Source organism: Pyxidicoccus sp. M6, assembly GCF_055568925.1.
On sequence record NZ_CM145714.1, the window covers coordinates 5933779 to 5959360 of the forward strand.

16 protein-coding genes are annotated in these 25582 nt (G+C 70.0%); 5 read left to right on the top strand and 11 right to left on the bottom strand.

What is annotated here, in order from left to right:
- Positions 1-37: 37 nt before the first annotated feature.
- The 3 genes from ACVTJA_RS23755 to ACVTJA_RS23765 form a co-directional block, all read right to left on the bottom strand.
- Positions 38-1312, bottom strand: coding sequence for a Kelch repeat-containing protein (locus ACVTJA_RS23755; RefSeq protein ID WP_465839382.1), 1275 nt, complete (start codon positions 1310-1312; stop codon positions 38-40).
- A 208-nt stretch (positions 1313-1520) separates the two neighbouring features.
- Entirely contained in the window at positions 1521-4304 is a 2784-nt protein-coding gene (locus ACVTJA_RS23760; protein WP_465839384.1) for an Ig-like domain-containing protein, read from the bottom strand.
- Positions 4283-5164, bottom strand: a complete 882-nt coding sequence (locus ACVTJA_RS23765; protein WP_465839385.1) for a hypothetical protein — start codon at positions 5162-5164, stop codon at positions 4283-4285. The genes ACVTJA_RS23760 and ACVTJA_RS23765 overlap by 22 nt, the downstream gene beginning before the upstream one ends.
- A 132-nt stretch (positions 5165-5296) precedes the next feature.
- Between ACVTJA_RS23765 and ACVTJA_RS23770 the strand changes: the two genes are divergently transcribed.
- On the top strand, positions 5297-7390 hold the full coding sequence (locus ACVTJA_RS23770) for a PQQ-dependent sugar dehydrogenase (RefSeq protein ID WP_465839387.1): 2094 nt from the start codon (positions 5297-5299) through the stop codon (positions 7388-7390).
- Positions 7391-7551: 161 nt separating this feature from the next.
- Complete coding sequence (locus ACVTJA_RS23775) at positions 7552-9390, top strand: vWA domain-containing protein (protein WP_465839389.1); 1839 nt, start codon at positions 7552-7554, stop codon at positions 9388-9390.
- 124 nt (positions 9391-9514) lie between these two features.
- On the opposite strand, the gene ACVTJA_RS23780 is transcribed toward ACVTJA_RS23775, so the two are convergent.
- The 5 genes from ACVTJA_RS23780 to ACVTJA_RS23800 all read right to left on the bottom strand — a co-directional run bounded on the left by ACVTJA_RS23780 (position 9515) and on the right by ACVTJA_RS23800 (position 14336).
- Positions 9515-10777 (bottom strand): hypothetical protein, encoded by a 1263-nt coding sequence (locus tag ACVTJA_RS23780; protein ID WP_465839391.1) that lies wholly within the window; start codon positions 10775-10777, stop codon positions 9515-9517.
- 12 nt (positions 10778-10789) lie between these two features.
- Positions 10790-12358, bottom strand: coding sequence for a caspase family protein (locus ACVTJA_RS23785; protein WP_465839392.1), 1569 nt, complete (start codon positions 12356-12358; stop codon positions 10790-10792).
- Positions 12359-12363: 5 nt separating this feature from the next.
- The gene (locus tag ACVTJA_RS23790) at positions 12364-13125 is read right to left on the bottom strand and encodes a hypothetical protein (RefSeq protein ID WP_465839394.1); all 762 of its coding nucleotides are present in this window, start codon (positions 13123-13125) and stop codon (positions 12364-12366) included.
- Complete coding sequence (locus ACVTJA_RS23795; protein WP_465839396.1) at positions 13122-13625, bottom strand: RNA polymerase sigma factor; 504 nt, start codon at positions 13623-13625, stop codon at positions 13122-13124. The genes ACVTJA_RS23790 and ACVTJA_RS23795 overlap by 4 nt, the downstream gene beginning before the upstream one ends.
- A 189-nt stretch (positions 13626-13814) precedes the next feature.
- On the bottom strand, positions 13815-14336 hold the full coding sequence (locus ACVTJA_RS23800; RefSeq protein ID WP_465839398.1) for a hypothetical protein: 522 nt from the start codon (positions 14334-14336) through the stop codon (positions 13815-13817).
- Between the two features lie 133 nt (positions 14337-14469).
- On the opposite strand from ACVTJA_RS23800, the gene uvrA reads away from it, so the two are divergent.
- From uvrA to ACVTJA_RS23815, 3 genes are all read left to right on the top strand, one after another.
- Positions 14470-17019, top strand: a complete 2550-nt coding sequence (gene uvrA / locus ACVTJA_RS23805) for an excinuclease ABC subunit UvrA (RefSeq protein WP_465839400.1) — start codon at positions 14470-14472, stop codon at positions 17017-17019.
- A gap of 150 nt (positions 17020-17169) precedes the next feature.
- Positions 17170-19479, top strand: coding sequence for a thioredoxin (gene trxA / locus ACVTJA_RS23810; RefSeq protein WP_465839401.1), 2310 nt, complete (start codon positions 17170-17172; stop codon positions 19477-19479).
- Between the two features lie 3 nt (positions 19480-19482).
- Positions 19483-20625, top strand: a complete 1143-nt coding sequence (locus tag ACVTJA_RS23815) for an FHA domain-containing protein (RefSeq protein ID WP_465839403.1) — start codon at positions 19483-19485, stop codon at positions 20623-20625.
- 51 nt (positions 20626-20676) lie between these two features.
- On the opposite strand, the gene ACVTJA_RS23820 is transcribed toward ACVTJA_RS23815, so the two are convergent.
- The 3 genes from ACVTJA_RS23820 to ACVTJA_RS23830 all read right to left on the bottom strand — a co-directional run bounded on the left by ACVTJA_RS23820 (position 20677) and on the right by ACVTJA_RS23830 (position 25582).
- Positions 20677-22803 carry a methyl-accepting chemotaxis protein gene (locus ACVTJA_RS23820; RefSeq protein ID WP_465839404.1) on the bottom strand — a complete coding sequence of 709 codons (2127 nt, stop codon included), beginning with the start codon at positions 22801-22803 and terminating at the stop codon, positions 20677-20679.
- Positions 22804-22894: 91 nt separating this feature from the next.
- Positions 22895-23950, bottom strand: a complete 1056-nt coding sequence (locus ACVTJA_RS23825) for an iron-containing alcohol dehydrogenase family protein (protein ID WP_465839406.1) — start codon at positions 23948-23950, stop codon at positions 22895-22897.
- A gap of 27 nt (positions 23951-23977) precedes the next feature.
- Complete coding sequence (locus tag ACVTJA_RS23830) at positions 23978-25582, bottom strand: protein adenylyltransferase SelO (protein ID WP_465839408.1); 1605 nt, start codon at positions 25580-25582, stop codon at positions 23978-23980.

Sequence of the window (25582 nt, forward strand, 5' to 3'; positions counted from 1 at the left end):
CCTCAGACGGGCCGCTGGTGCCACTGGAGTAGGGCGGTCAGCGCTTCGGCCAGGTCAGCTTCCAGAGGTCGTCGAGGAACTCGCTCGCGCCGCCGTCGGACGTGGCCCCACCGTTCAGGTACAGCTCGTAGGCGGTGGGTGTTTCCCGCACGAAGGAGATGCCTCCGACGCGGGCCGGGGGGATGGGAGCGCCTGAGTCGAGGGCCACCTCGGTCCACCGGTTGTCCTTCACCGAGTAGAACCACAGCTCGCTGGAGAGGCCGTCGAAGCGCTGCCCACCGAAGACGACCAGCCCGCCATGGGCGGTGTCGAAGAACGCCACCGTGTTGTCGCGCGGCGAGGGCAGGGGGCCCGTCGGCTGGAGCCGGGTCCACGTGAGCGTCTCGAGGCTCAGCGACCAGAGGTCGTTCTCGTAGTTCGTCGGACCGAAGAGCTCCCCGGCCGGCGTCTCGGGGCCTTGATCCGCTCCGAGGCGATAGCCACCGAAGACGAGCAGCGAGTGGTTGTCCGGATCGTACCCGCCGGCGGCCCAGGCGCGAGGCGCGGGCTTCTCACCGGCTGTCGTGACGAGCCTCCAGCCCGTGTCCTCGTCATGGACGGCGACATCGTTGCGAAGACCGGTGGACGTCGTGGCGAAGCGTGGAAGCGTGTTGCCCACGCCGCCAAACGCATAATAGGTCTTCTTGCCGGGCTGGCCCGCCCGCGGCACTTCGACGACCAGGGCGGAGGAGCGGCGCACGGCGAACGGGTCTCCCAGGTTCTCGGAGGAGACCTGCTCCCAGTGCTGGCGCTGGACGTCATAGGTCCACATCTCGGGGAACATCAGGTCCGAGCCCGTCCGGAACCGGCCCCGCCCTCCCACGATGCTCACGCAGCCGTCGCACGGACCGGGAATCATCAGGGATTCGGCGCGTGCGGCGGGGGGCGGCGGCGAGGCCAGTTTCCTCCAGGTGGCCGTGGCGATGTCGAAGGCATGGAACTCGTTGACGGTGAAGTCGTTCGGGAAGTTCCCACTCTGGCCTCCGAAGCGGTAGACGACGGCCGGTTCGCCGCTCGTGCGAGAGAACGAGGCACTGGCCTCCCAGAGCGCGGGCGGGATGTCTCCCTGCTGCTCGACGGCCTCCCAGCGCGGGCTCTCGCAGAGCGGCGATGTACCTGACTCGGAGGAAGGTGAGGCGTCCGCGCACCGGGGCGGCGAAGGCTTCTCGGTGCCACAAGCGGTCAACACGAGCAGGGTGGCGAGGCCGCAGCCGCGGCGAAGCAGGGCCAGGCGGGGTAGGGCGTAGGACGTGGACGGTGTCATGAATGGCATGCCCGATGATGCTGCGGACGACTGGCTCCGTCGAACACTTCTTCCGCGGCTGCTCGCGTGGCCGCCTCGAATGCTCACGCTCGCACCGGGACGAGAGGGCTCAGCAACTCTGCCTCGGTTCCGGGACGCGGCACGGCGAACATCAGCCCTGCTGCGTGGTGGAACACGAAGCGCGGGAGCGCCACGGAATCGGGTCAGGCTCGGTGGCTCAGTTGCCGGCGTAGGCGGACATATTGCTGCCCGGATACCCGCCGGTGCCGGACCAGGCGGAGGGCAGCGTCGCGAGGCCCGGCTGCACCTTATAGGAACCGGTGCCGGGGGTCTGCCTCCAGTAGATGTCGCCCCCACCGCTGGGGCTGAGCACGGCCAGCCAGTACGTCGTGCCCGACGTCACCGCCTGTGACGCAATGGTGCAGACGTTCCATGCATCGGGCGCGACTGTCGCGACAGTGCAACTGCGCAGCAGCGCGCCGGGCGTCCCGCTCCCATTCGCATACAGGCCGAGCTGCAGCGAGGTGGCCGCCGTCTGTCCATCCACGTAGAGGTACAGCCGCGTGACGTTGCCGGTGGCGCTCGCCACGTAGTTGAACGCGGCCGCGACGCCCGCATGCTCGAAGTCGGACGTCGTCAGCACGGTGCTGTTCCCGACGAGGGCCGTGGGCGCGGCGGGAGTCGTCGCGCTGACGTTGGCCGTGAAGGCCGAGCTCCCCACGGCATTCGTGGCCCGGAACCGGTACCAGTAGCGCGTGCTCGCGGCCCGGCCCGTGTCACTGAACGTCGTCACGTTGGCACCCGGCGTCCCGACCTGGGCGAAGGTGCCCGGGGCCCCGGAGACGTCCGGCGCCCGCTCCACCTGGAAGCCGCTCTCGTTGGTCGAGGCGTCGGTCCACGTCAGGTCAATCTGCCCCGACGACACCGCCGTGGCCGTCAGCCCGGTGGGGGCCGCGGGCGCGGTGGCGGCGCTGCTCACGGTGATGGAGACGGTGGCGGAGCTCGTGCTGGCAGCGGAGGTGCCGGTGTCCATGGCCACTGCGCGCACCGTGTGGCTTCCCTGGGAGGGATTGCTCCAGGTGCAGCCGTAGGGGCTGGTGGTGCTGGAGCAGAGGAGCGACGTGCCGTCCGCGTAGAAGTCCACCCGCGCGATGCTCCGGCCATGGCCCGCGCTGGCGGTCGCCGCGAGCGGCACGGAGGCGGGCGCCGTGTACGTGGCATTGGCGGCGGGCGAAGTGAGGCTCACCGTGGGCGGGTTGGACAGCGTCAGGGGCACCGCGGCGGAGGTGGTGGTCTGAAGCGTGTCGTCGGTGGCCTTCGCCGTCACGCTGTGCGCGCCGTCCTGGAGCGAGCTGACCCCACAGCTCACGGACGTCGTGGTGGGCGCGCTCACGGTGCAGAGCAGCGCCGTGCCGTTGTCGAAGAACTCGACCTTCGTCAGCGTGCGGCCCGGGCCCGCCGTGGCGGTGGCCTGGAGGTTCAGGTTGGCGGGCGCGGTGAAGTTGGCGTTGGCGGCCGGCGAGGTAATGGCCACCGTCGGCGCGGTGGATCTTCCCGCGGAGAGGCCATACATCGAAGCGTTGGACGCACCCGTGTACACGGTGGAGGTGCCAAACGTGGGGCCTGGCAGCGCGGAGAGGCCGGTGGGGGAGTAGCGCATGGAGCCGGTGGGCAGGTCCATGTAGCGGAACACACCGCTCCCGTTCGCGCCCAGCAGGGCCAGCCAGTAGACGGTGCCCGACGTGAGCGTCACCTGCGGCGAGGCGGTGCAGCCGTACCACTGGCCTGTCACCAGCGGCAGCGGCTCCACCACGGTGGCGGTACAGGAGGAGAGCAGGGTGCCCGGAGCGCCCGACGCATCACTGTAGACGCCAATGGACAGCGAGGCATTGGCATTGCCCGGCGCCGCGAAGACCTTGAGTGTCCCCAGCGTCCCCGTCGCCACGGCGGTGTACTGGAACGCGTTCACCGAGCCGCCGTTGTCGAAGTCGTTCTGCGTCCCCACGGTGTCCACGCCCACGAGCCGTACACCGCCCACGGAGGGGCTCACCGTGAAGCTCACGGGCGCGGAGCTCGTGACGAGCGCCGGGCTGCCATTGTCCGTCGCCCGGGCGAAGACGTTGGAGTACGTGCCGGCCGTCGCGTTCCAGGTGCACGCCGTGCCGGTGGTCGTGAAGCAGAGCGACGTGGTGCCCTGGAAGAACTCCACGCGCGTCAGGGTCCGCCCCGCGCCCGCGCTGGCCGAGGCGCTGAGGACCGTGCTCCCCGTGGGCAACGTGGCGCCGGAGGTGGGGCTGAGGATGCTGACCGTGGGCGGGCCGGCGACGGTGATTGCCACCGACGCGGAGCCGCTCTCTCCCAGGTTGTCCACCGCCTCCGCGCTCACGGTATGGCTGCCATTGCCCAGGGTGCTCGTGGCCGTGCAGGTGACGGGGTTGGAGACCGGGGCGCTCACGGTGCAGAGCACGGTGGCGCCCGCGCGGAACGTGACGCTGGCCAGCGTGCGGCCCGTACTGGCCGTGGCCGTGGCGCCCAGGCTGAGCGTCGCGGGCGCGGCGAAGTTCTGTCCGGAGGCGGGCGTGGTGATGGCGACGGCGGGGGCGGTGGGAGGCGCTCCGGAGATGACGATGACCCCGCTGGTCGAGTGGCGGATGCGGAGCGCGTTGTTGCCGGTGTCGAAGGTCCACCCGTCCGCGGCCAGGTCCGTGCGCTGGGCGAGGGCGGTGCCGCCCGCCGTCACGCTCGAGGGAACGAAGGCGAGGCGGAGCACCTCCGTCGCGCTGGCGTCGTAGGTGGTGTAGCGGACCTCGTTGCCGGGCCCATAGGTAACGCTCTTCACGACGGAGGTGGAGCGCAGCAGGTGGTTCTGTCCGGCGGGCGCCCAGTCCGGCTGCGCGCCCATGCCGATGACGAAGTGACGGATGAAGTCGCCCCAGCCATCCGTGAACCAGACGTTGTTGGGGTAGGGCCCGTCGATGGTCAACCCGCTGTTGCGCACCATGTACGTGGCCCAGTTGAACGCGCGGAAGGCCTTGTCCTTCGCCGCCGCATCCCCGGTGAGCTCCGCGTAGCGCGGGTGAGCTGGTTTGCCGCGTTGATGGCCATGTCGCGCCAGGCCGTGTTGCCATTGAACTTGAAGGCCTGGACGGCGGCCCAGGCGAGCGCGCCCACCTTCTCCGGCTGGAGGTAGCCTACGCCGTCCCCCACGCCCACCGACGAGCCTGCCTGCGTGCCGGCGTACGTCAGCGTGCCGCTGGCGCCGCTCGCGTAGGGCACCTGCGACCAGTGGTCCCCCACGGCCGTCATCCCGTGCGCCAGGTGCCAGTCCAGCAGCGCCAGTGCGACGTTCCGCAGGCGCGGGTCGTTCTTGTAGGGCGAGTACGCGAGGCCGGACTCGAGGAGCATCGCGTTCAGCCCGGCGGGGTTGTGGGGCCAGCCCACCGGCTCGCCGGCGGGAGAACACCCGGGCGCCGTGCCGCTGCACAGGTACGAGTGCGCGTAGTACGCGGGCTTGGGCACCGACGGGTTCGTGAGGTTGGACAGGTCCGGCAGCGCGAGCAGGTAGCCCTGGTTCAGCTCCAGCACATAGTCATATGCGGCGGAGGAGCCGGGGTTCGTGGGTGGCGCCCAGGACAGGAGTTTTCCCGTGCCGTCGCACTGCGCGGCGTGCTGGTCGATGCTGCCGCCTCCGCTGCATGCGAGCCCCTGGCGCACGGTGGTGGCTGCAGGCGCTTCGGTGGGCTCGGGAGTGCCGGAGGGGGCAATGCAGCCGCTGAGCAGGATGCAGGTGAGTGCGCCGATGAGGCCCGGGCGCGACGCGAGGAGGGCGCGGACGGTCCGCTGCGGAGGAGGGGAGTGCATGGGGTGGGGGCCCTTCAGGGGGGGGGCGCGTATGACGCAACAGAGATGTAGATGTGTCAACGTATGCACGAGAGTTTGCTTGAGGCCCGCACCGAATCCCGGGAAGGAGGTGGCAAGCAAAGGAGCGTCTCAATGCACGTGCATCACCTGCTTGCCGTCGTTCGCCGCACCGGACCGGCCTTGTTCCTCGCCACCGTCGCTGCCTGTGGAGTGAAGTCGGAGAATGAACCCGAGCTCTCGACGCAGACCGCCGCGGTGACCGCGGGCACCCGGCTCATCGGCGTGCAGTCCGGCCGCTGCCTCGATGTGGCCCAGAACAGCCAGACACCGGGGCAGGGGCTCAACATCTATGACTGCCACGGCCAGGCGAACCAGCGGTTCCTGTTCACGCCCGAGGGCGAGCTGCGCGTGTTCGACGGCGCCTGGTGCGTCCAACCCGCGACCGCCAGCGCCGGAGGAAGGGCGGTCATCGAAGCCTGTACCGGAGCGGCGAACCAGCGGTGGGTCCGCAACGCCAACGGCACGGTGGTCCACACGGCGTCCTCGCTGTGCCTCGACGTGTCCGGTCAGGCCACCGCCAACAGCTCGCCGGTGATTGTCTGGAATTGCAACGGCCAGACGAACCAGCAGTGGTCGCTGCCGCCCGACACCCAGCCCCCCACCGTGCCCACGGGGCTCGCCCTGTCCAACGTGACGTGCAACTCGGCCACGCTCTCGTGGTCCCCGTCCACGGACAACGAGGGGGTCGCCTTCTATGACGTCTACCACGATGGTCAGCTCATGAAGTCCGTCTCCGGCGCCACGGTGTCCACCGTGCTGACCGTGGTCCCCGGAGCGACCTGGGGCCTGTATGTGAATGCGCGGGACGCGGCGGGCAATGTCTCTCAAGGCAGTGCCACGCTCTCCATCACCCCGCCGGCGTGCCAGCCGGACACCCAGCCTCCCAGCATCCCCACCGGAGTGACCGCCACGGCCTCGGGCACGAGTGTGACGGTGAGCTGGAGCGCGTCGACCGACAACCAGGGCGTGACCGCGTACGACGTGTTCCGAGGAGGCGTGAAGATTGGCACGGTGTCCGGCTCGCCGCCCGGGACGTCTTTCGTCGACAGCGGCCTGTCCCCGAACACTGCCTACTCCTACGCCGTGCTCGCCCGTGACGCCCAGGGCAATGCGTCCGCCCAGAGCGCGTCCGTGACAGTGACGACCGGCCAGGCCTGCACGAATGCTGTCTGCTCCGTCACCCAGGTCGCCACCGACACGGACATTCCGTGGGGCCTGGTGAACCTGCCGGACGGCTCGGTGCTTTACGGTCGCAGGGACGCGCAGAACATCGTTCGCCTGGACCCGGCGACGGGCCAGAAGACGTCGGTGGGAACCGTCCCCAACGTGCAGAGCACCGACGGCGAGGGCGGGCTGATGGGGCTGGCCGTCGCTCCCACCTTCTCCAGCGACCGCTGGCTGTATGTGATGCATACGTCCCCCACCGACAATCGCATCGTGCGCCTGCGGTACGAGAACGGTGCCCTCAACACCGCCTCGCTCCAGGTGCTGGTCCAGGGCATCGGCCGCAACAAGTTCCACAACGGCGGGCGCCTGCGCTTTGGACCGGACGGGAAGCTCTACGCATCGACCGGGGATGCGCAGAATGGCGCCTACGCGCAGGACATCAACAACCTGGCCGGCAAGGTGTTGCGGCTCAATCCCGACGGCAGCGTCCCGTCCGACAACCCCTTCGGCAACTACGTGTGGAGCTACGGCCACCGCAACCCGCAGGGGCTGGACTTCGATTCCCAGGGCCGCCTCTGGGAACAGGAGTTCGGCAACTCGGTGATGGACGAGACCAACCTCATCCAGAAGGGCGGGAACTACGGCTGGCCGAACTGCGAAGGGACGGTGTCCCAGGGCGGTTCGGGCTGCGCGACGGCCGGGTACATCGCCCCGAAGCAGACCTACTCCACGGCGGAAGGCTCCTGCTCCGGCATCGCGGTGGTCCGCGACGTCCTCTACGTGGCCTGCGCTCGCGGCTCACGCCTCTACCGCGAGGTCATCAGCGGCTCCAGCCTGACCAACGTGCAGCAGTTCTTCGTAGGCACCTACGGCCGGTTGCGCACCGTCGAGCCGACCCCCGACGGTCACCTGTGGCTGACCACCACCAACCAGGGTGACAAGGACAGCATCCCCGACAACAGCAACGAGAAGATCTTCCGCGTCCTGCTCGGTCAGTAGGAAGCGTCACTGCCCCTGGAGCCCCTGTCCTGCGTTTCTTTCGCGTGCAGCACGACGAGGGCGCCGGGCTGGTCGCGGCAACCCCACGGGGAGGGGCGCGTCATGACGCCTGACGGAGGAGTCGCATAGGCTGCCCTTCGGCTCTCACGAAAGGCTTCGACTTGAAGGCTACCTATACGCTCAGCCACCCCGTGCTCCCCATGGGGACGTCGTCCAAGCTCGATCTGCTGGTGTCGTTCTCGGCGGAGGGCGCCGGGCCGTCCTCGCGGCGTTCGCTCAACCTGGGGCTCGTCATCGACCGCTCGGGCTCCATGGCGGGAGATCCGCTGAAGAACGCGCTCCAGGCCGCCCGCGAGCTGGTGGATCGCATGCGTCCCGAGGACTCGCTGTCCATCGTCACCTACGACGACGTGGTGTCCACGGTGCTCGCTCCGGTGAAGGTCACGGACAAGGCGGCCATCGGCAAGGTACTGGACAAGGTGAACGCGGGTGGCTGCACCAACCTGAGCGGTGGGTGGCTCAAGGGGGTGGAGCACGTGAAGAGCCAGCTCTCCAGCGAGCGCATCAACCGCGTGCTCCTGCTCACGGACGGGCAGGCCAACGCGGGCATCCGGGACGCGGACACGCTCACCAACATGGCGCGGGAGAAGTCCGGCGAGGGCATCGTCACCACGACGCTGGGCTTTGGCGCCAACTTCAACGAGGACCTGCTCATCGGCATGGCCAACGCCGGCGAGGGGCACTTCTATTACATCCAGTCGCCCGAGGACGCCGTCGGGGTGTTCAAGATCGAGATGGAGGGCCTGGGCTCGTTGGTGGCGCAGAACCTGGAGGTGGTCATCAAGCCCGCGTCCACGGTCAAGGTCGCGAGCGTGCTCAACCGCTACCGCTTCGAGGCGCGGGGCCAGGAGGTGGCGGTGGGGCTGGGGGACGTGTACGCCACGGAGGCACGGCAGCTCGCGGCGGAGCTGTCGGTGGATGCTCCGTCGATGGCCGGGCCGACGACGTTGGCCACGCTGGTGTTCCGGGCGCACGTGGTGGAGGACGGGCGCGTGCGGGAACTGACCGGCGAAGTGCCCATCCTCGCGCACCTGGCCCCTGCCGCTCAGTCGGGGACGGCGGCGGCGGACAGGAACGTGCTGGCCCAGACGAGCCGCCTGCGCATCGCGCGAGTGAAGGACCAGGTCATCGAGCTGGCGGACAAGGGCGAGCTGGCGGCGGCCTCCAAGCGCCTGCGCGAGGTCATCTCGGAGCTGTCATCCCTCCTGGACAAGGCGTCGTTCGAGCTCGCCGAGGAGGTCGAGCAATTGGCGCACTACGCGCAGCGGCTGGAGTCGCGCAGGTACGATGCCGTGATTCGCAAGGAGCTGCGGGACCAGTCGTATCAGGCGGGCACCCGCAACCGTGGAGACCTGGCACTGCGCGGGACGGCGGGAGGCTCGGCGGACAGTCTGGACGCGGTGAGCGACGCGGGCACGGGCATCGTGCTGGAGTGCGTGCGCGAGGGCGGCAAGCTGCGCGTGCACACCGTCTCCCCGGGGTATGACGCGAGCTTCAACGTGCAGTTCCCCCGGAGCGTGCGCGAGGAGGGCGTGCGCTACGTGGTGGAGAAGCTGGAGACGTCCGGAGACGGCACCTTCTACCGCGTGGTGGGCAACATCAAGCGGCTGGGGACGCCGGGACAGGGGCGGCCGGCGCGCAGCCAGGAGGCGGACCCGGCGAAGAAGGGCAAGCCCACGGCCTCGAAGGTGACGGCGAGCTCGGCGGCGGACCTGCCCACGACGAACACCGTCGGCACGGGTGTCATCATCCAGTGCGTCAAGGAGGGCAGCAAGCTGCGCGCCCGCGTGGTGTCGGACGGATACGACCCGGATCTCAACATCCGCTTCCCGCGCGACATCCGCGAGGAGAATGTCCTCTACGTGGTGGATGAAATCATCACCATGGCCAATGGCAGTTCCTACATCGCCTGCGGCGAAATCCGCCGCCTGGTGCAGTAGGCGGTACCGCGATGAAGGATGGGCTCTGGTTTCCAGAGCCCATCCCGCTTCACGTCAACCGGGCGACGCGAGCGGCATGGACGCCCGAAGCGACCAGCCGCAGGGCCCCCCCTTCCCGCTGTCTTCAGGGCACCAGCGTGAGCGGCTGGGTGCGCACGTTCTCGACGGAAATCGACCAGCGCCGGTACTCGTCCCAGGCCTGATACACGGCGGCGACGCGGAGGGTGACATCCCCCACGTACGGGTCGGGCCGCACCGTCGCGAGCGTCTCGTTCGTGAAGAGGTAGTAGAGGTTGTTGAAGTAGGTGTCCCCGGGTGACTCCAGCGTCGCGACGTAGACGTTCGCGCTGGGGGCAGCCGTCCAGTCGACGTCGAACTCCGTGTTGCTCTTCACCCGCGCCCCCGGGGCCGGCGTGAGGATGGAGAAGCCATCGGGGACGGTGAGCAGTCGGCGGGTGACGGTGTCTTCCCAGCGCACCACCAGCTCCACGGTGCCGCCCTCGGTGAGCAGCGTGGAGTCCGCCTCTTCGAGATAGTGGGCGAGGCGGTTGTTCACGAAGGGGATGGTGCGTCCGGCCAACGTGACGGTGGCGTCGCTCAGCCGCACGTCGTCACGGACGATGTAGAGGTCGACCTTCACGGCGCGGCCTTCGAGTGACACCGAGCCGTGCACTTCGAGCGTTCCTTCGGGCGGAGGTGGCGGGTCGAAGGTGAGGCCGCAGGGCAGCTCGGACTCGGGAGCCTGGTCCCACGCGACCTCGCACGCGAGCAGGTCGAGCTGCGCGCTGCCCGCGCTCAGCGCGAGTGGAATGGGCGTGTCGAGTGGCACCACGCCACCGCCGTCAACAATGACGTGGACGAGGTTGAAGCCGCGCTTCAGGCCCGTGTCCGCGTCCTGCGCCTCTTCGAGGTACAGCAGCACGTACGAATCGAACCCGCCCCACGACGAGCCCACGACTCGGTCCCGATTCGGTCCGCCACCATTGGCCGGGAGCGGGTCGAGCCGGTGGTTGTCATTCATGTCGCGGTAGGCGAGCAGGAAGCCCGTCGCGGCGCGTCCTCGGATGAGGCCTCCTACCGCCACGCGCGCCCCCTCCGGTGGCGGCTGATTGAGTGGCAGCGTGAAGTCAGCGGGGAAGGTGGGCTGGAAGGCGATGTCCTCGGTGAGGATGGACGCGGGGGCGCTCGGCAGCGCGGCGGAGTCGTCCACGAGCCCCGGGTACCACGCGAGCGTCAGTCGCACGGGGCCATCGGGACGATCGGTGGCGGAGAGACTCGCCTGGCCATGCAGCGTGACGAGCGGCTCGCCCGCGTACGTCGTGTCCACGGGGTGGCCACAGGCGGCGGCGAGGACGAGCAGGAGCAGCAGCCCCGGTTGACGGCGCATCACGGTGTCCTCTCAGAAGCGGAAGCCCGCGCCCGCGCTGGCGAGCGGCACGAGGCGCAGTGGAGCCACGCCGTCGCTCGACGGTGGCAGGTAGCGCACCAGCAACTGTCCCTGGAGGAGCGCGAAGGCCGAGCCGGGCAGCGGTACCTCCACGCCCATCACCGGCCCGGCCGCGACGCCCAGTGAGTTCCGGGGTTCCAGGGGAGGAAGTCCCATCGTGTCCTGGATGTCCTCCTCGCGGTCTCTTCGGAACGACTGCCGCAACCCCATCAGCTCCACGGACAGGCCCACGTGCGGCACCAGGGCCCATTCGAGCCACCGGTAGCCGCCGGATGCGCCCAGTCCCAGTGCGCCCTCGGTGATGCCCAGGCCCACGCCCCGGTATGTGGAGCGCGTGCCCGACATCGTACCGAGCGCCCACCACGGGCCCCACGTGTGCCGGTAGCCCAGCGCTCCCGCCACGCGCGAGCCCGTGCCTGGAATCGGTGCTCCTTCCCAGCGCCCGAGCGCGAGCACCGCCGCGTTCTTGAGCTCCAGCGCGCCGCCCTTCACGGCGACCTCCTGGTAGCGGCGCCATTCCAGCGCGGACTCGTTCACCTGCCGCTCGCCACCGAAGGGCAATTCCACTTCGAGCAGGCCCGTGCTCGCGCCCGCGCGCTTGCGCACGAGATAGCGCCCCGGAGGCACCGCGAGCCGCAGCGGACGTCCCGGCTCCTTGTCCACCTCGGCGACCACGTCCGGCCGGGGACGGCTGGACACCACGTAGCGCCCCGATGCGGCGGCGGGGAAGACGAGCGCGCTCCTCGCGCCCGAAGGCTCGGTCATCACGAGTTCCCCCGTGCCCGCGAGCTCCATCGCATAGGCCGGGTGCTGCCCCGCGCCGGCCGCGCCCGCCACGGTGCGACGGTAGGAATAGGCATACGCCTCGGAGAGGGACACCTTCCCGTCGGAGTCCGCATCCGCGTCGCCGCGCAGGCCCGTGAGCAGGTGGTGCGTGAAGAGCGAGCCCTGAAGTGAGTCCCACTCCTCGCTCAGCTCGGCCGGGCCGCTCGACGAGATGACCACCTCGCCGTGCAGCGGCAGCTTCTCCAGCGCGACGTCATACGCTGGCGCCGCGCGGCCGCCCTTCTTCTGCGCCAGCGTGCCGCTCTCGCATGCGTCCACCACCACCAGCGTGAGGCGGGCACCTGCCTTGCGCGCGGAGTCGCGCAGCTCGGCCAGGGGAAGGTGCGTGCCGGCGAGGTGCAGCACGCCCGCCTTCGCATGCGAGGAGACGTAGACCACCAGCACCGGGTCATGTCCCTCGCCGCGTAGCTCGGCGACGCGGCCAGCCACCTCCGCGAGCTTCTGGCGCACCTCCTGCGCTGGGGCATCCACCAGCACCGATGCGCGGTCCGCGCGCACGCCGCCCAGCTCCACGAAGAGCTGGCGCACGCGCGCCGCGTCGTCATCCGCGAAGCGCAGCACCGCGTCGTCCGGGTCGCCCACGTTGGCGCCGATGGACACGAGCAGGCGCACCGTCTCGGCAGGCGCGAGGGCGGGCCACAGGAGCACGAGCAACAACAGGGGCAAGCGCCGCATACGGTTCACGGCGCCTTGCGAAGGCGCAGCGCGGAAACGCGGCAGCCATCGCAGGTGAGGGTGGGCTCGGCGCGGCCCGCCTGCTCACGCAACTGCGCGAGGAGCGGAGCCGCCTGGAGCGGGCGAGGAGAGAAGACGGCGAAGAGCCACTCCGTTCCCGGCGCGTCGTCCAGCTCCACGCTGCCGGGCAGGAAGTCGCGCTGCATGGCGGCGATGGGCGCGGACGTCGTTCCGTTGAACGGGTGGAAGACGCTCGCGTTGCCTCGGCCGTCCAACTCGAGCACCAGGAGATTCCCGGCCTCGGGCGCCTCGTAGGCGAAGCGCAGCCGGTCTCCGGCCTTCACCGCGCTGTCCGCAGCGAGCGGAGCGGGCTCCACGCCCGGACGTGCGGCCACGACGCGGAAGGGGGTGGCCTTGATGCCAACGTAATCGTCCGGCCCGAGGAGCCGCGGCCCCACCACGAGCACCAACACCAGCGCGGGCACCACCGCCACGATGACCGGCAGGAAGCGGCGCCACGGCGAGGGCGCGCGCGCAGCCGTCTCCTCACGTCGTTCGAGCTGTCGGAGGAACCGGTCCGTCGGCCGGGCCTTGAGGAACGCCTCCCGTCCGGCCGTCAGCGCTTCGAGCTGCGCACCACACGCGGCGCAGGTCTTCACATGCGCGCGAGTCGTCTCCGGCGTGGGCTCGCCGGCCGAGAGCGCTTCGAGCACGGCGGCGGGAGGACACTCGGGGCCGCGAGGAGAGGGGGGAAGGGGAGCGTTCATCGTGAGGCCTCGTTGCCGCGTCCACCGAAGAGCTGGCGGATGCGGTCCTCGAATGTCTTCAGCTTCTTGCCGACCGTCTTGCGCGAGAAGCCCGTCTGCTCGGCCACCTCTTCCTGCGTGTAGCCGTCCAGGTAGTGGAGCACGCCGATGGTGCGCGTCTTCCCGTCGAGCGTGCGCAGCGCGGCGCCCAGCAACGCGCGCCGGTCCGCGTCCTCCGTGGAACCGCCACCTCGCTCCTCCAAGGTGGCGAGCTGCGACTCCTCGGCCACGGGCTCGCGGCCGCGCTTCTCCATCAGGTCGAAGCAGCAGCGCGCGGCCACCGTGTAGAGCCAGGCGAGTGTGGCCTCGCCCTCGCGCGGGGGGCCATAGCGCTTCACGCGGAGGAAGGTCTCCTGGAGCGCGTCCTCGGCGTCCTCCGGCCGGCGCACGAGCTGGAGGCAGCGCCGGTGCACGAGGAAGCCATGGCGCTCATAGAGCTGGCCGAGCCACGCGTCATTCATGGCGCGCGTCTCCTCCTGGCCTTGGCTTCCGGGCGTTGGAACTCACGGCGGTGCACTCCTTCATGGGAGAGACCGTCCGGGCGCCGGAAATTGGGAACCCCTTTTTTCGGAGGCCGGATGGCTGACACGGCCGCACAGCATCCGCCATGCGGCCGGCCGGGACCAGCCACTCCAGGAAAGGGGCGCCCGTCAGTTCTTCACGACGGTGGTGATGGTCAGCGGCTGCGGCGTGCCGGTGAACTGCCCGTCGTTCACACACGGCACGGGGATGCTGGCGAAGTCCGCCGCGTAGTAGCCGTACGTAGACGCGTTGCCCTTCTCGTAGAACACGTTGCCGTCGGGCAGCACGACCTTCCAGACGTAGTTGATGTTCGAGTACGACGTGGAGCTGCGCGCCCGGAAGATGCTCGTCACCTTCGTGCCCCAGTAGTACGGCGCCGTCGCGGGTGCCTCGACGGTGGTCGGCTGCGGTTGCCAGTCGAAGGACGTGCCGGGGCTGCTGGACCCGCCCCATCCGTAGATGAGGTACACGGACGTGCCCCACGGCAGGTCGAGGTTGCGGTAGGAGAGCGTCACCTCCACCTGTGCGTTGCTGAAGTAGCCGCACGAATTCAGGATGGCTCGCGCCTGGACCCACTGCTCCCCCGCCAGGGCGGTGGTGGAGGTGAGCATCAGGGCAAGGACGAGTGCACGGCGGGAAACTGCGGTCATCGTGGAACTCCGGCGAGAAGTGGAACTGCCGCGTCCATCTACCAGAGGTGCGGGCCCGCCTGCTCGCTGGCCGGACGCACGGCCGGACCCTGTTGTTCTGACTCATCCGACACCACCCTCAAGCAGACCTCGCATGCGCAAACTCCGAGACCTCCACCCTCCCGATACGGCAGGCGACACGCGAACGGGCTACGTCCGTGTCCGGGGCGCCCGCGAGCACAACCTGAAGAACCTCGACGTGGAGATTCCCCGGGACGCGCTCGTCGTCTTCACGGGCGTCTCCGGCTCGGGCAAGTCCTCGCTGGCCTTCGGCACGCTGTACGCGGAGGCCCAGCGCCGCTACTTCGAGTCCGTGGCGCCCTACGCTCGGCGTCTCATCGACCAGGCCGGCGTCCCCGAGGTGGACTCCATCGACGGCCTGCCTCCCGCGGTGGCCCTCCAGCAGCACCGGGGCTCGCCCACGTCCCGCTCGTCGGTGGGCAGCGTCACCACCATCGCGAACTCGCTGCGCCTCCTGTACTCGCGCGCGGGCACGTACCCGCCGAACCAGCCGCACCTGGACTCGGATGCGTTCTCTCCCAACACGCCGGCAGGGGCCTGCCCCCACTGCCATGGCCTGGGCCGCGTGTACGAAGTCACCGAGAAGTCCATGGTGCCGGATGACTCGCTGACCATCCGAGAGCGCGCCATCGCCGCGTGGCCGCCCGCGTGGCACGGGCAGAACCTGCGCGACATCCTGGTGACGCTCGGCTACGACGTGGACACTCCGTGGAAGGACCTCCCGAAGAAGGACCGGGAGTGGATTCTCTTCACCGACGAGCAGCCCACCGTCCCCGTCTACGCGGGCTTCACTCCGGCGGAGACGCGCCGCGCGCTCAAGCGCAAGGAGCCGCCCAGCTACATGGGCACCTTCACCGGCGCGCGGAAGTACGTGCTGCAGACCTTCGCCACCACGCAGAGCGCGCTGATGAAGAAGCGCGTGTCGCAGTACCTGGTGGGCGGACAGTGCTCCGTCTGCCAGGGCAAGCGGCTGAAGCGCGAGTCCCTCTCCGTCACCTTCGCGGGGCTCGACATCGGCGAGCTGTCGCGGCTGCCGCTGAAGCGCGTGGCGGAAATCCTGCGGCCCGCGGCGGACGGCACCGGTCCGGGCGCGGCGAAGCTGGCGCGCGAGCACCCCGAGAAGGCGCTCGTCGCCCAGCGCATCGCGAAGGACTTGCTCGCGCGCATCAGCGTCCTCACCGAGTTGGGGCTGGGCTACCTCTCGCTGGAGCGCAGCACGCCCACGCTGTCGCCCGGGGAGTTGCAGCGGCTGCGGCTCGCGACGCAGGTGCGCTCCAACCTGTTCGGCGTGGTGTACGTGCTCGACGAGCCCTCCGCGGGCCTGCACCCGGCGGACACGGAGGCGCTGCTGAAGGCGTTGGACCAGCTCAAGGGCTCGGGCAACTCGCTCTTCGTCGTGGAGCACGAGGTGGACGTCATCCGGCACGCCGACTGGATTGTCGACGTGGGCCCGGCCGCCGGTGAGAAGGGCGGGCGCATCCTCTACAGCGGGCCGCTCGAAGGACTCCAGCGCGTGGAGGCGTCGCAGACGCGGCGCTACCTCTTCGGCGCGGAGACCCGACTGCACCACGCGCCGCGCGAGCCGAAGGGATGGCTGCGGCTCGAAGGCGCCTCCCGCAACAACCTGCACGAGCTGGACGTGGACTTCCCGCTGGGCGTCTTCACCACCGTGACGGGCGTGTCCGGCTCCGGCAAGTCGAGCCTCGTGAGCCAGGTGCTGGTGGAGCTCGTCGCGGAGCAGCTCGGCCACGAGGTGCCCTCGGAAGAGGAGGACGTCGACGAGCTGGAGCGCACGGTGGTGCTCACCACGGGCGGCCGGATTGCCTCGGGGATGGAGGCCATCAAGCGGCTGGTGCGCGTGGACCAGAAGCCCATCGGCCGCACGCCGCGCTCCAACCTCGCGACGTACACGGGCCTCTTCGACAACGTGCGCAAGCTGTTCGCCTCCACGCCCTCCGCGAAGGCCCGGCACTACGACGTGGGCCGCTTCTCCTTCAACGTGGCCAAGGGCCGCTGCGAGACGTGCGAGGGCGAGGGCTTCGTCAGCGTGGAGCTGCTCTTCCTGCCCAGCGTCTATGCGCCGTGCCCCACGTGCCATGGCGCCCGCTACAACGCGAAGACGCTGGAGATTACGTACCGGGGCAAGAACATCGCCGAGGTGCTGGGCATGACGGTGGACGGCGCCTACGCGTTCTTCGCCGACGAGCCGCAGGTGCTCCGCTCGCTCGGTGTGCTGCGCGAGGTGGGCCTGGGCTACCTGCGCCTGGGCCAGCCCGCGACGGAGCTGTCCGGCGGTGAAGCGCAGCGCATCAAGCTCGCCACGGAATTGCAACGCACGCAGCGGGGCAACACGCTCTACGTGCTGGATGAGCCCACCACGGGGCTGCACCCCGCGGACGTGGACAAGCTGATGTCGCAGCTCAAGGGGCTGGTGGAGGCGGGCAACACCGTCATCCTCGTCGAGCACGACATGCGCGTCATCGCGGAGAGCGACTGGGTCATCGACATGGGCCCGGGGGCGGGGGACGAGGGCGGCAAGGTGGTGGCCGCCGGCACACCCGCCGATGTCGCGAAGTCGCGCACGAGCCGCACCGCGCCGTTCCTCGCCCGCGTCCTCGCATGAGCGAAACGCGGTGAAACACGGGGCCTTGCGGGGCTCTCTCGCACTTCAAGATTTCGAGGTGCGCCAGATGAGTCCGTGAGGCGGGTTGCGGCTGGCCTCTGGAGGGAGCTTCCACTACAAGCCTCGGCTCCCACGTCAGAGGAGCCCCCCTTGAGCGAGCACACCGTCGAGCTGACCGACGACACCTTCCAGCAGGCCACGGAGAAGAGCGGCCTCATGCTGGTGGACTTCTGGGCGGAATGGTGCGGCCCCTGCCGTGCCTTCGCCCCCACCTACGACGCCGTCGCGAAGGCGAACCCGGACGTCGTCTTCGCCAAGGTGGACACCGAGGCGCATCCGGACCTTGGAGGGCGCTTCGACATCCAGTCGATTCCCACCCTCATGGCCTTCAAGGACGGCGTCGTCGTGCACCGCTCCAGCGGCGCGCTGCCGAAGGGGCGCCTGGAGTCGCTGGTGCAGTCGCTGAAGGCGCTCGACGTCGCCCAGGTGAAGAAGGCGGAGGAGAACAAGCGGCTGACGGAGCAGGGCATCGCCCCGCCGGGCGTCCACCCCGAGGCCGAGTGGGACGAGAACGACCAGGAGTGGGCCCACGGCGGCCAGGACGACGACGGCGAGAAGCACGGCCCGTGGAAGTACTGGCGCGCTGACGGCACGCTCTGCAACGAGTGCATCTTCGAGCACGGCCAGCCCCACGGCCCCTTCCAGCGCTTCCACGAGAGTGGCGGCGTGTCCCAGGAAGGCCAGTTCGTGAAGGGCGCGCTGCACGGCCCGCGCACCTGGTACGCCACCGAGGGCTTCACCACCGAGCGCATGCACGAGAACGGCGTCTCGGACAAGGTGCGCAAGACGGTGATGACCTATGACCACGGGCGCGTGGTGGGCGTGAATCACTTCGACGCCCAGGGCCGCCGCGTGATGCCGAGCACCGGCGAGCCGTACCCCGACCGTCCCAAGGGCGTCCCTCAGGAGGCGGAGTACCGCGAGGACACCAGCCAATGGGCCCACGTGAGCCTGGACGAGAGCGGGGAGCGGCACGGACTGTGCCGGTTCTGGACGGACGATGGCGAGCTCCTGTGGGAGACCGAGTACGTCCATGGCAGCCGCACCGGCCGCTTCCACTCGCGCGCGTCGGGCGAGTACACGGACCCGCGCGTCGCGTTCGACGAGGGCCAGTGCGAGGAGGACCTGGCCCACGGCGTCTGGTCGCTGCTGGACGCGAGCGGCAAGGTGGTGATGACGCGCGATTTGGGCGTGGCGCAGGGCGAGGACGAGCTGGGCGAGTCGCCCGTCTTCTCCAACCTGCCCCGGAAGGCGAGTGAGTGGCGGGAGTACGCCGCGACGAGCGCCGAGGCGAAGAAGTACCGCGAGGCGGTGCTGGCCGTGGCGCGCGCGGCGGCGTGCGAGCAGCGGCACGAGGAGCTGACGGCGCTCCTGGCGCGGGTGGTGCTGCCGCGCACGCCGGAGAACGCGCGGAACGTCGCGGGACAGACGCTGGAGGGGGCGGGGGATTCCTGGGCGCCCATGGCGGACACGCTCGTGCGAGGGGGCGATGCGGGCATGTTGCTGCGCGGGTTCGCGGTGCTGCTCGACCAGAATGACCGGCCTCGCGCGGCGCTGGACTTCATCCACGCGGCGATGCTGCTCCATCCGGAGCGCACGGAGTACCTCTTCACCCGTGCCCTCATCCTGATCAACCTGGGGTTGGACCAGCACTCGAAGCGGGATGCCGAGGCGCTCGCGGCGACGGAGCCGCAGACGTCCCGGTTCGTGGCGACCTACGCGCGCAGCCTCTTCCGGAAGCTCGACTTCTGGCCGGCGGAGGAGAAGCCCCACTCGACGTACGACGGGCTCCCAGAGGGGCCGGGGCAGGAGCTGACGGCCGTCCACCGCATCGTCCAGAAGTACGCCACGCGGTTGCAGTTGGTGCGCGCGGCGCTGCTGAAGCGCTTCAAGCCGGGAACGTCGCTGCCCTGGATTCCGCCGGACTTGTCCGCGCTGCTCCCGGGCGGGCCCGTGGAGCTCGTCGAGGACGAGTTCGACGACGAGGACGGAGACACCATCTCCATCGACGAGACGCTGCCCATCTCGCGGATGGGGCTGCCGGACCTCGCCCGTGCGGCTCGCGCGGACTGGAACGCGCTGACGTGGCTGATGTGGGCCTGTGGTGAGCGCGGGGTGGCGATGCCCAAGGCGGTGGCTCCGCCGGCGGAGTTCGGCCACGCCGCGGGCATGTCGAGCCAGCGTCTGTGGCGCAGCCGGGACCGCCGGGTGACGGGCGGGCGGGGCGCGAAGATGTCGAACTCGCCGGGCTTCCAGTTCGAGGGCGAGGACATCGACGAGCTGCACCCGAACCTCGTGGGCATCGCCGAGCAGCAGTACGCGGAGATGCAGGCGATGTTCCTCTGGCTGATAAACCCGTCACATGTGTCGCCCTGGCAGGACAACCTGAGGGGGAGCTGAGCCATGAACCGCACTTCCCGCACTGTCTCTGTTTCGGATCCGCTCTGGACCGCCCTGGAGACGATGAGCCGCGAGATGGGCGTGGACCGCGACGTCCTGCTCAATCAGGCCATCTTCTCGCTGGCGCGCCAGTTCGGCTTCATTACGCCCACGCAGGTCAGTCTCCTGGACGGAGCGACGAGCGCGCCCCAGGCGCCCGCACCCGTGCAGGTGGTCTCCGCTGTGGCCGCGCCCGTGCAGGCGGTCTCCGCTCCGGCCGCGCCCGTGCAGGTGGCCTCCGCGCCGGCCGTGCAGCCGCAGGCGGTCTCCACGCAGCCGAAGGTGGAGGTGGCTCGGGCCGGCGACGGTGCACGCGGCGCCGACGGCGAGGCGCCACGCGCAACGGGTGAGGAGCCGGCTGCCGTGAAGCTGGAGGAAAACGAGCCCTCCGAGACGGAGGCCGCGCTGGCGGCGCTCCGTCCCGAGCCGGAAGTCGAGACTCCCAAGGTGGACGTGGAGGCGCTTCGTCAGGGTGTGGTGGCGCGCATGCGCGACCTCCTCGCGGACGTCGACCGGCTGGTGGAGCCCGTGGACGCGCAGTCCGGTGATGACGCGGAGGACTCGGACGACGAGGACGCGTCGGACGACGACGCCGCTTCGGACGACGATGACTCCCATGCCGAGGACTCCACTGGCGAGAATGAGGTCTCCGACGACGAGGACGCGTCGGAGGACGAGGAGTCCTCTGACGAAGACGCGAACGCCGCGGGTGCCTATGACGACGATGACGACTCGCCGTCCGAGGGCGGTGGAATGCCCGTGCCCGTGCCCGTGCCGAAGCCGCCTGCTCCCGTGGAGACCACCATCGTCGTCAAGACGACGTCAGGGGTGCCGCTCCACGTCCGGCTCGATGGTGACGAGCCGGTGCGCGTCGCTCGCGAGCGCTTCATCATCGGCCGTGGAGCGCACTGCGACCTGGTGGTGAGGTCCGCGCGCGTCTCCCGCGAGCACGCCGCCGTGGTGCAGGAGGGCGCCGAGTACTTCATCGAGGACCTCACGTCCTCGAACGGCACCTGGTTCGACAACACCCGCATCGCCCGCCGGCTCGTGTCCGACGGGGAGGAGTACCTGCTCGGAGGCATCCGGGTGACCTTCACCCTCGGGTGATGGCCGCGTGGGGCCCCGGAGCTACAGCGGGGCCCCGCGACACGCCTCGACTCAGGCGTTCGGTGCCGTGGGGGCTGCCGCTCCGTTGGCGCCGAGCGTCTGGCGGGCCATGCCGGACATGCTCTCCGCCAGCGACTGGACGGAGCGGGTGGCCTCCTGGGTCTCCTGCACCGTCTTCAGCGTGCGCTGCATCTGACCGGACAGCTCCTGGATGGCCGTGGCCATCTGGTGCGTGCCCGCGTCCTGCGCGCTGACGGCGGCGGAGATCTGCCTCACGCTCGCGCTGGTGTCCGCGATGAGCACCGCGAGCTGCTGGAACTGCGCGCTCGACGTGCGGACCGCGTCGAGGCTCTGGCGGACGCGCTCGTCGCCCTTCTCGCTGTTGCGAGCCGCCTCGCGCATGCTGTTGCTCACGCCGTCGAGCACCTCGCGGATGCGGTGCGTGGCCCGGATGGACTGGTCCGCGAGCCCGCGCATCTCCCGCGCCACCACGCCGAAGCCCTTGCCGCTCTCACCGCTGCGCGCCGCTTCAATCGCCGCGTTGATGGCCAGCATGTTCGACTGGTCCGCGAGGTCCTTCACCGACTCCACGATGGTGGACACCTCACGCGTCTGGTCATCCAGCGCGAGGATGCGCCGCGCCATCTCCGACACCTCGGAGCGGATGGCCGCGAGGTCCGTCAGCGTCCGCTCCAGGGCGTCCATGCCCTCGCGGCCCACCTGCTCGGCGCTCTCGGACGCCTCCGCCAGCGCGGTGGCCTTCTCGGCCGTCATCTGCGAGCTGCGGCGAATCTCCTTCACCGTCTGCTCCGCCTCCTGGAGCGCCACGGCCTGCCGGCTGACGCCCTCGGTCTGCTGGTCGCTCGACGAGCGCAGCTGCTGCACCACGGTGGCGAGCTCGCCCGCGCCGCTGCTCATGCGCTCGGCCAGGGCGCGCACCTCCTGCTGGCGCTCCTCGAGCTGGCGCGTGTGCGTCTCCAGCGCGCGCACCACCTGGATGGAGCGGCGCGCCACCACCGCGACGAGCGACAGCGTCAGCGCGAGGTAGCCCCAGTGCGACACGTTGCCGAACGACGACTTCATCACCCCGATGACGGGCAGCACGGTGACGACGAGCGCCACGACGAGGACGCACAGGCCGGTGACGAAGAGGCGCGCGTCGGGGTTGCCCCGCCACGCCTCGAGCGCGGCCACGCCGAAGCACACCATCAGGACGAGGAGCGCGGTGGGCATGAACGGCACCATCACCCGCTGGCCCAGCCCCAGGTCGACGAGGGACAGGAAGGCCCCCACGCCAGAGAGGATGGAGAAGCCCACCGAGGCCTTGTAGAACCACCGCAGCCGGTTCTCGAGCAGCGCGTCCGAGACGAACGCCATCAGCCCCGCCGCGAGCAGGAACACGCCCAGGAGCATGCCGCGCGTCGCGGCGACGGACGCGTCCCAGAGGGTCGCGGGCAGACCGCTCAGGGCCAGCAGCAGCATGCCGCCGCTGGCGGAGAAGACCGCCAGCCCCGCGAGCATCCGCCGCCGCCAGTGCATGAGGAAGGCGCCGCCCGCGCCCAGGGACACGGCGAGCAACAGGCAGCCCATGACGAACGGCGCCTGGCCTTCCCGGGTGATGGTGGCGAGCAGCTCGTGGCGAGCTCCCACCTTCGCTTCTCGCGTCACGCCGATGGTGGGCGCGTTGGACTGGATGCGCAGCAGCACTTCCTTCCCGAGCACTTCGCGCGGCAGCGCGATCAGATGCAGGCCGAGATTCTCGGAGACCTCACGGCCGCCGCGGTTCATCCGCCCGCTCGTGTAGACGCGCTGGCCGTTGGCGTACACCTCGATGGCGCTGGTCACCTCGCCGAGGTAGAGCGCGGGGTCGGCCCAGCCACCGTCGGGAATGGGGATGCGCAGCCACACGAAGGTGTGCTCGCCTCGTCCCGGAATCTCCGTAAGTGCCTTCGTCGAACGCCACGCCTCCGGAGCGCCCGGCGCCTTCACCCACGTGGGGATGCCATCCGTACCCGGGGGGGAATCACCCCAGCGATAGCGCCAACCCTCGACCACGGGAACGACAGCGCCTGCACCCTCGGAGGGCTGCGCGGCAGAGGGGAGGGAGAGCAACGACAACAGCACGGCGCCCAGCGCGACGAAGCGTGCGAGCCGGCGGGACTGACAGGGCGAATCCATTCTGTCCAATGCTCGACTCCCTGGCTGCTTAAGTAAATGGGTCCAACCCGCCTCCGGGTATCCAGCGACAGCGCCGCCTACATCCACCTCCTCAGTCGCCGAAGCAGTCTTCCAAGGTGGCGTCATTTTTCAGGATTTCCGCAACTTCGGGCCCACAATCCCGTGACGAGAGGACGGTGTGGAAGCCCTCCTTGAGCGTTGGAGCGAGGCGCGCCGCGTCAATCCATTCCCGGCGGGAGAACGGGTCCGCGCGGATGCCCTGCCAGAAGCCGGTGGCCTCCAGCACCGAGGCGACCCGCTGGGTCCCCTGGCCTTGAAGGCGGCTGACAACGTAGGTCGCCACGCCCACCTGCAACCCGTGGAGTCGGGGGCGCGCGGACACGGCATCCAGCGCGTGCGACAGCAGGTGCTCGCTGCCACTGGCCGGACGTGAGGAGCCGCTCACCTCCATGGCCACTCCGTTCAGCATCAGCGCCGTGGCCAGGAGCCGGACGCCTTCGAGGTCCTTCACGGGCCTCGCCATGAACTGGAAGACGGTGGCGTCCGAGAGCAGCGCCGCGAAGTCATCCACCGGCGTGCCTCGCGCATGGAACGCGAGCTTCCAGTCGGCGATGGCCGTCACCTTCGCGACGAGGTCTCCCACGCCGGACCACCACAGCGGCGCCGGTGCCTGGAGACAGACGTCCGTGTCCACGACGACGCCCGAGGGCATCGCCGCGCGCAGCGAGCGGCGCCGGCCTCCATGCGTGAGGCTCGACTGCGGGCTGCAGAAGCCGTCATTCGACAGCGACGTCGGCACCGCGAGGTACGGCAGGCCCGCGAGGAAGGCCACGTACTTGGCGACGTCCAGGGCCCGCCCACCGCCGAAGCCGACCACGGCCTGACAGCTCGCGGGCAGCGCGGCGAACAGCGCGCTGGCCCGCTCGAAGCTCGCCTCGTCCACGTCCTCGCGCCGCAGGACGGTGATGCCCTGGCTCGCGAGGCTCGTGTCCAGGCGCTGCTCCAGCGCGCCGTGGAGACCGGCGCTCCGTAGCAGGGCGATGCGTTGGTGCCCGGCGCGGGCGAGGTAGACGCCGAGCCGGTCGAGCGCACCGGGCTTGATGCGCACGAGCGCGGGGATGGAGAGGGACGAAGTGCGGGCGGGCATGCGAGGCCGCCGAGCATGGCACGGCGGCTACGAGCTGCACGACAGCGCCGAGCATCCCGGCTTCGAGCGCGCCCAGTCCGGACGCTTCTCCGCGTAGTGCTCGCGCCCGGGCTGCTCCTCGAAGGGCCGCCGCATGACATCCAGCAGCGTGTGGACCTTCGAGTCATCCCCTGCGTGCGCGGCGTCGATGGCCTCCTGCGCGAGCCAGTTGCGCAGCACGTACTTCGGATTCACCGCATCCATGCGCCGCGCCAGCTCCGCCGGAGGCACGTCCTCGCGCCGTGTGCGGTGCCACCAGGCCGCGAGCCACTCGACGCCCCTGGCCACGTGCGCCTCGGGCACCTCGCCGTAGAACGTCTCGCGCACCACGGGCGGCAGGCTCGTGGGGGCGGCCGGCATCGTCACCACGGACGAGAGCGCGCGGAAGAAGCGCGTCATGTCCGTCTCCTCCTCCGCCAGCCACGCGAAGCACTGGTTGAGGAGGTTGATGTCGGCCTCGTCCTTCAGCGGGGGCAGGCCCAGCTTCGCGGCGAAGCGACGGCCGGCCTCCTCCTCGAAGGCGCGCTGGTATTCGAGCAGGCCCGCCTCCACGAGGGACTCGTCGCCCTCGAAGAGGGGGAACAGCGCGGCGCCGAGCCGCTGCACGTTCCACAGGCCGATGGCGGGCTGGTTGCCGAACCGGTACCGCCGCATCTCCGCGTCCGTGGTGTTGGGCGTCCAGCCGGGGTTGAAGTCATCCACCCAGCCATAGGGGCCGTAGTCGATGGTGAGGCCGAGGATGGACATGTTGTCGGTGTTCATCACGCCATGGACGAAGCCGACGGCCTGCCAGTGCGCGATGAGCCTCGCCGTGCGACGTGCCACTTCCCGGTAGAAGGCCGCGTACGTCTCCTTCGACGGCGCGCCGAGCTCCGGAAAGAAGTGCGTCACCGTGTAGTCCGCGAGCTGCTTGAGCAGCGTCACGTCGTCGCGGCTGGTGGGCAGCTCGAAGTTGCCGAAGCGCAGGAAGGTGGGGGCGACGCGGCAGACGATGGCGCCGGGCTCCGCCTCCGGGTTGCCGTCGTAGAACATGTCGCGGATGACGGAGTCGCCCGTGGACACCAGCGACAGCGCGCGCGTGGTGGGCACGCCGAGGTGGAACATCGCCTCGCTGCACAGGAACTCGCGGATGGACGAGCGGAGCACTGCGCGGCCATCGGCGCGGCGCGAGTAGGGCGTGGGGCCCGCGCCCTTGAGCTGGAGCTCCTGGCGCGTGCCGTCCGGCGTCACCAGCTCGCCGAGGACGATGGCGCGGCCGTCTCCGAGCTGCCCGGCCCAGCGGCCAAACTGGTGTCCACCGTAGTTGGCGGCGTAGGGCACCATGCCGGGCCAGAGCGCGTTGCCGGCCAGCACCTGGGCGGCCTCGGGGGACTGGAGCGTGGCCTCGTCCAGTCCCAGCAACCGGGCCACCTCGGGCGACCAGGCAATCATCCGGGGCGCGGAGACCGGCGTCGGCTCCACCTTCGACCAGAGCGCGCTGTGGACCTGCCGGGGACGGCGGTCGCTGAGCGCATCTCCGGGGGTGGATTCGACGAAGCGGGAGAGGAACTGGGGCATGTGGACTTTGATGCTGGAGGGGCCGGGGCGATGCAT

Bases quoted from the DNA above. Each gene is read 5' to 3' on its own strand.
- ACVTJA_RS23755 (WP_465839382.1), bottom strand. From the start codon at position 1,312: ATGCCATTCATGACACCGTCCACGTCCTACGCCCTACCCCGCCTGGCC.
- ACVTJA_RS23765 (WP_465839385.1), bottom strand. From the start codon at position 5,164: ATGCACTCCCCTCCTCCGCAGCGGACCGTCCGCGCCCTCCTCGCGTCG.
- ACVTJA_RS23795 (WP_465839396.1), bottom strand. From the start codon at position 13,625: ATGAATGACGCGTGGCTCGGCCAGCTCTATGAGCGCCATGGCTTCCTC.
- ACVTJA_RS23785 (WP_465839392.1), bottom strand. From the start codon at position 12,358: ATGCGGCGCTTGCCCCTGTTGTTGCTCGTGCTCCTGTGGCCCGCCCTC.
- ACVTJA_RS23800 (WP_465839398.1), bottom strand. From the start codon at position 14,336: ATGACCGCAGTTTCCCGCCGTGCACTCGTCCTTGCCCTGATGCTCACC.
- ACVTJA_RS23770 (WP_465839387.1), top strand. From the start codon at position 5,297: ATGCACGTGCATCACCTGCTTGCCGTCGTTCGCCGCACCGGACCGGCC.
- uvrA (WP_465839400.1), top strand. From the start codon at position 14,470: ATGCGCAAACTCCGAGACCTCCACCCTCCCGATACGGCAGGCGACACG.
- ACVTJA_RS23830 (WP_465839408.1), bottom strand. From the start codon at position 25,582: ATGCATCGCCCCGGCCCCTCCAGCATCAAAGTCCACATGCCCCAGTTC.
- ACVTJA_RS23790 (WP_465839394.1), bottom strand. From the start codon at position 13,125: ATGAACGCTCCCCTTCCCCCCTCTCCTCGCGGCCCCGAGTGTCCTCCC.
- ACVTJA_RS23825 (WP_465839406.1), bottom strand. From the start codon at position 23,950: ATGCCCGCCCGCACTTCGTCCCTCTCCATCCCCGCGCTCGTGCGCATC.
- ACVTJA_RS23780 (WP_465839391.1), bottom strand. From the start codon at position 10,777: ATGCGCCGTCAACCGGGGCTGCTGCTCCTGCTCGTCCTCGCCGCCGCC.
- ACVTJA_RS23760 (WP_465839384.1), bottom strand. From the start codon at position 4,304: ATGGTGCGCAACAGCGGGTTGACCATCGACGGGCCCTACCCCAACAAC.
- ACVTJA_RS23815 (WP_465839403.1), top strand. From the start codon at position 19,483: ATGAACCGCACTTCCCGCACTGTCTCTGTTTCGGATCCGCTCTGGACC.
- ACVTJA_RS23820 (WP_465839404.1), bottom strand. From the start codon at position 22,803: ATGGATTCGCCCTGTCAGTCCCGCCGGCTCGCACGCTTCGTCGCGCTG.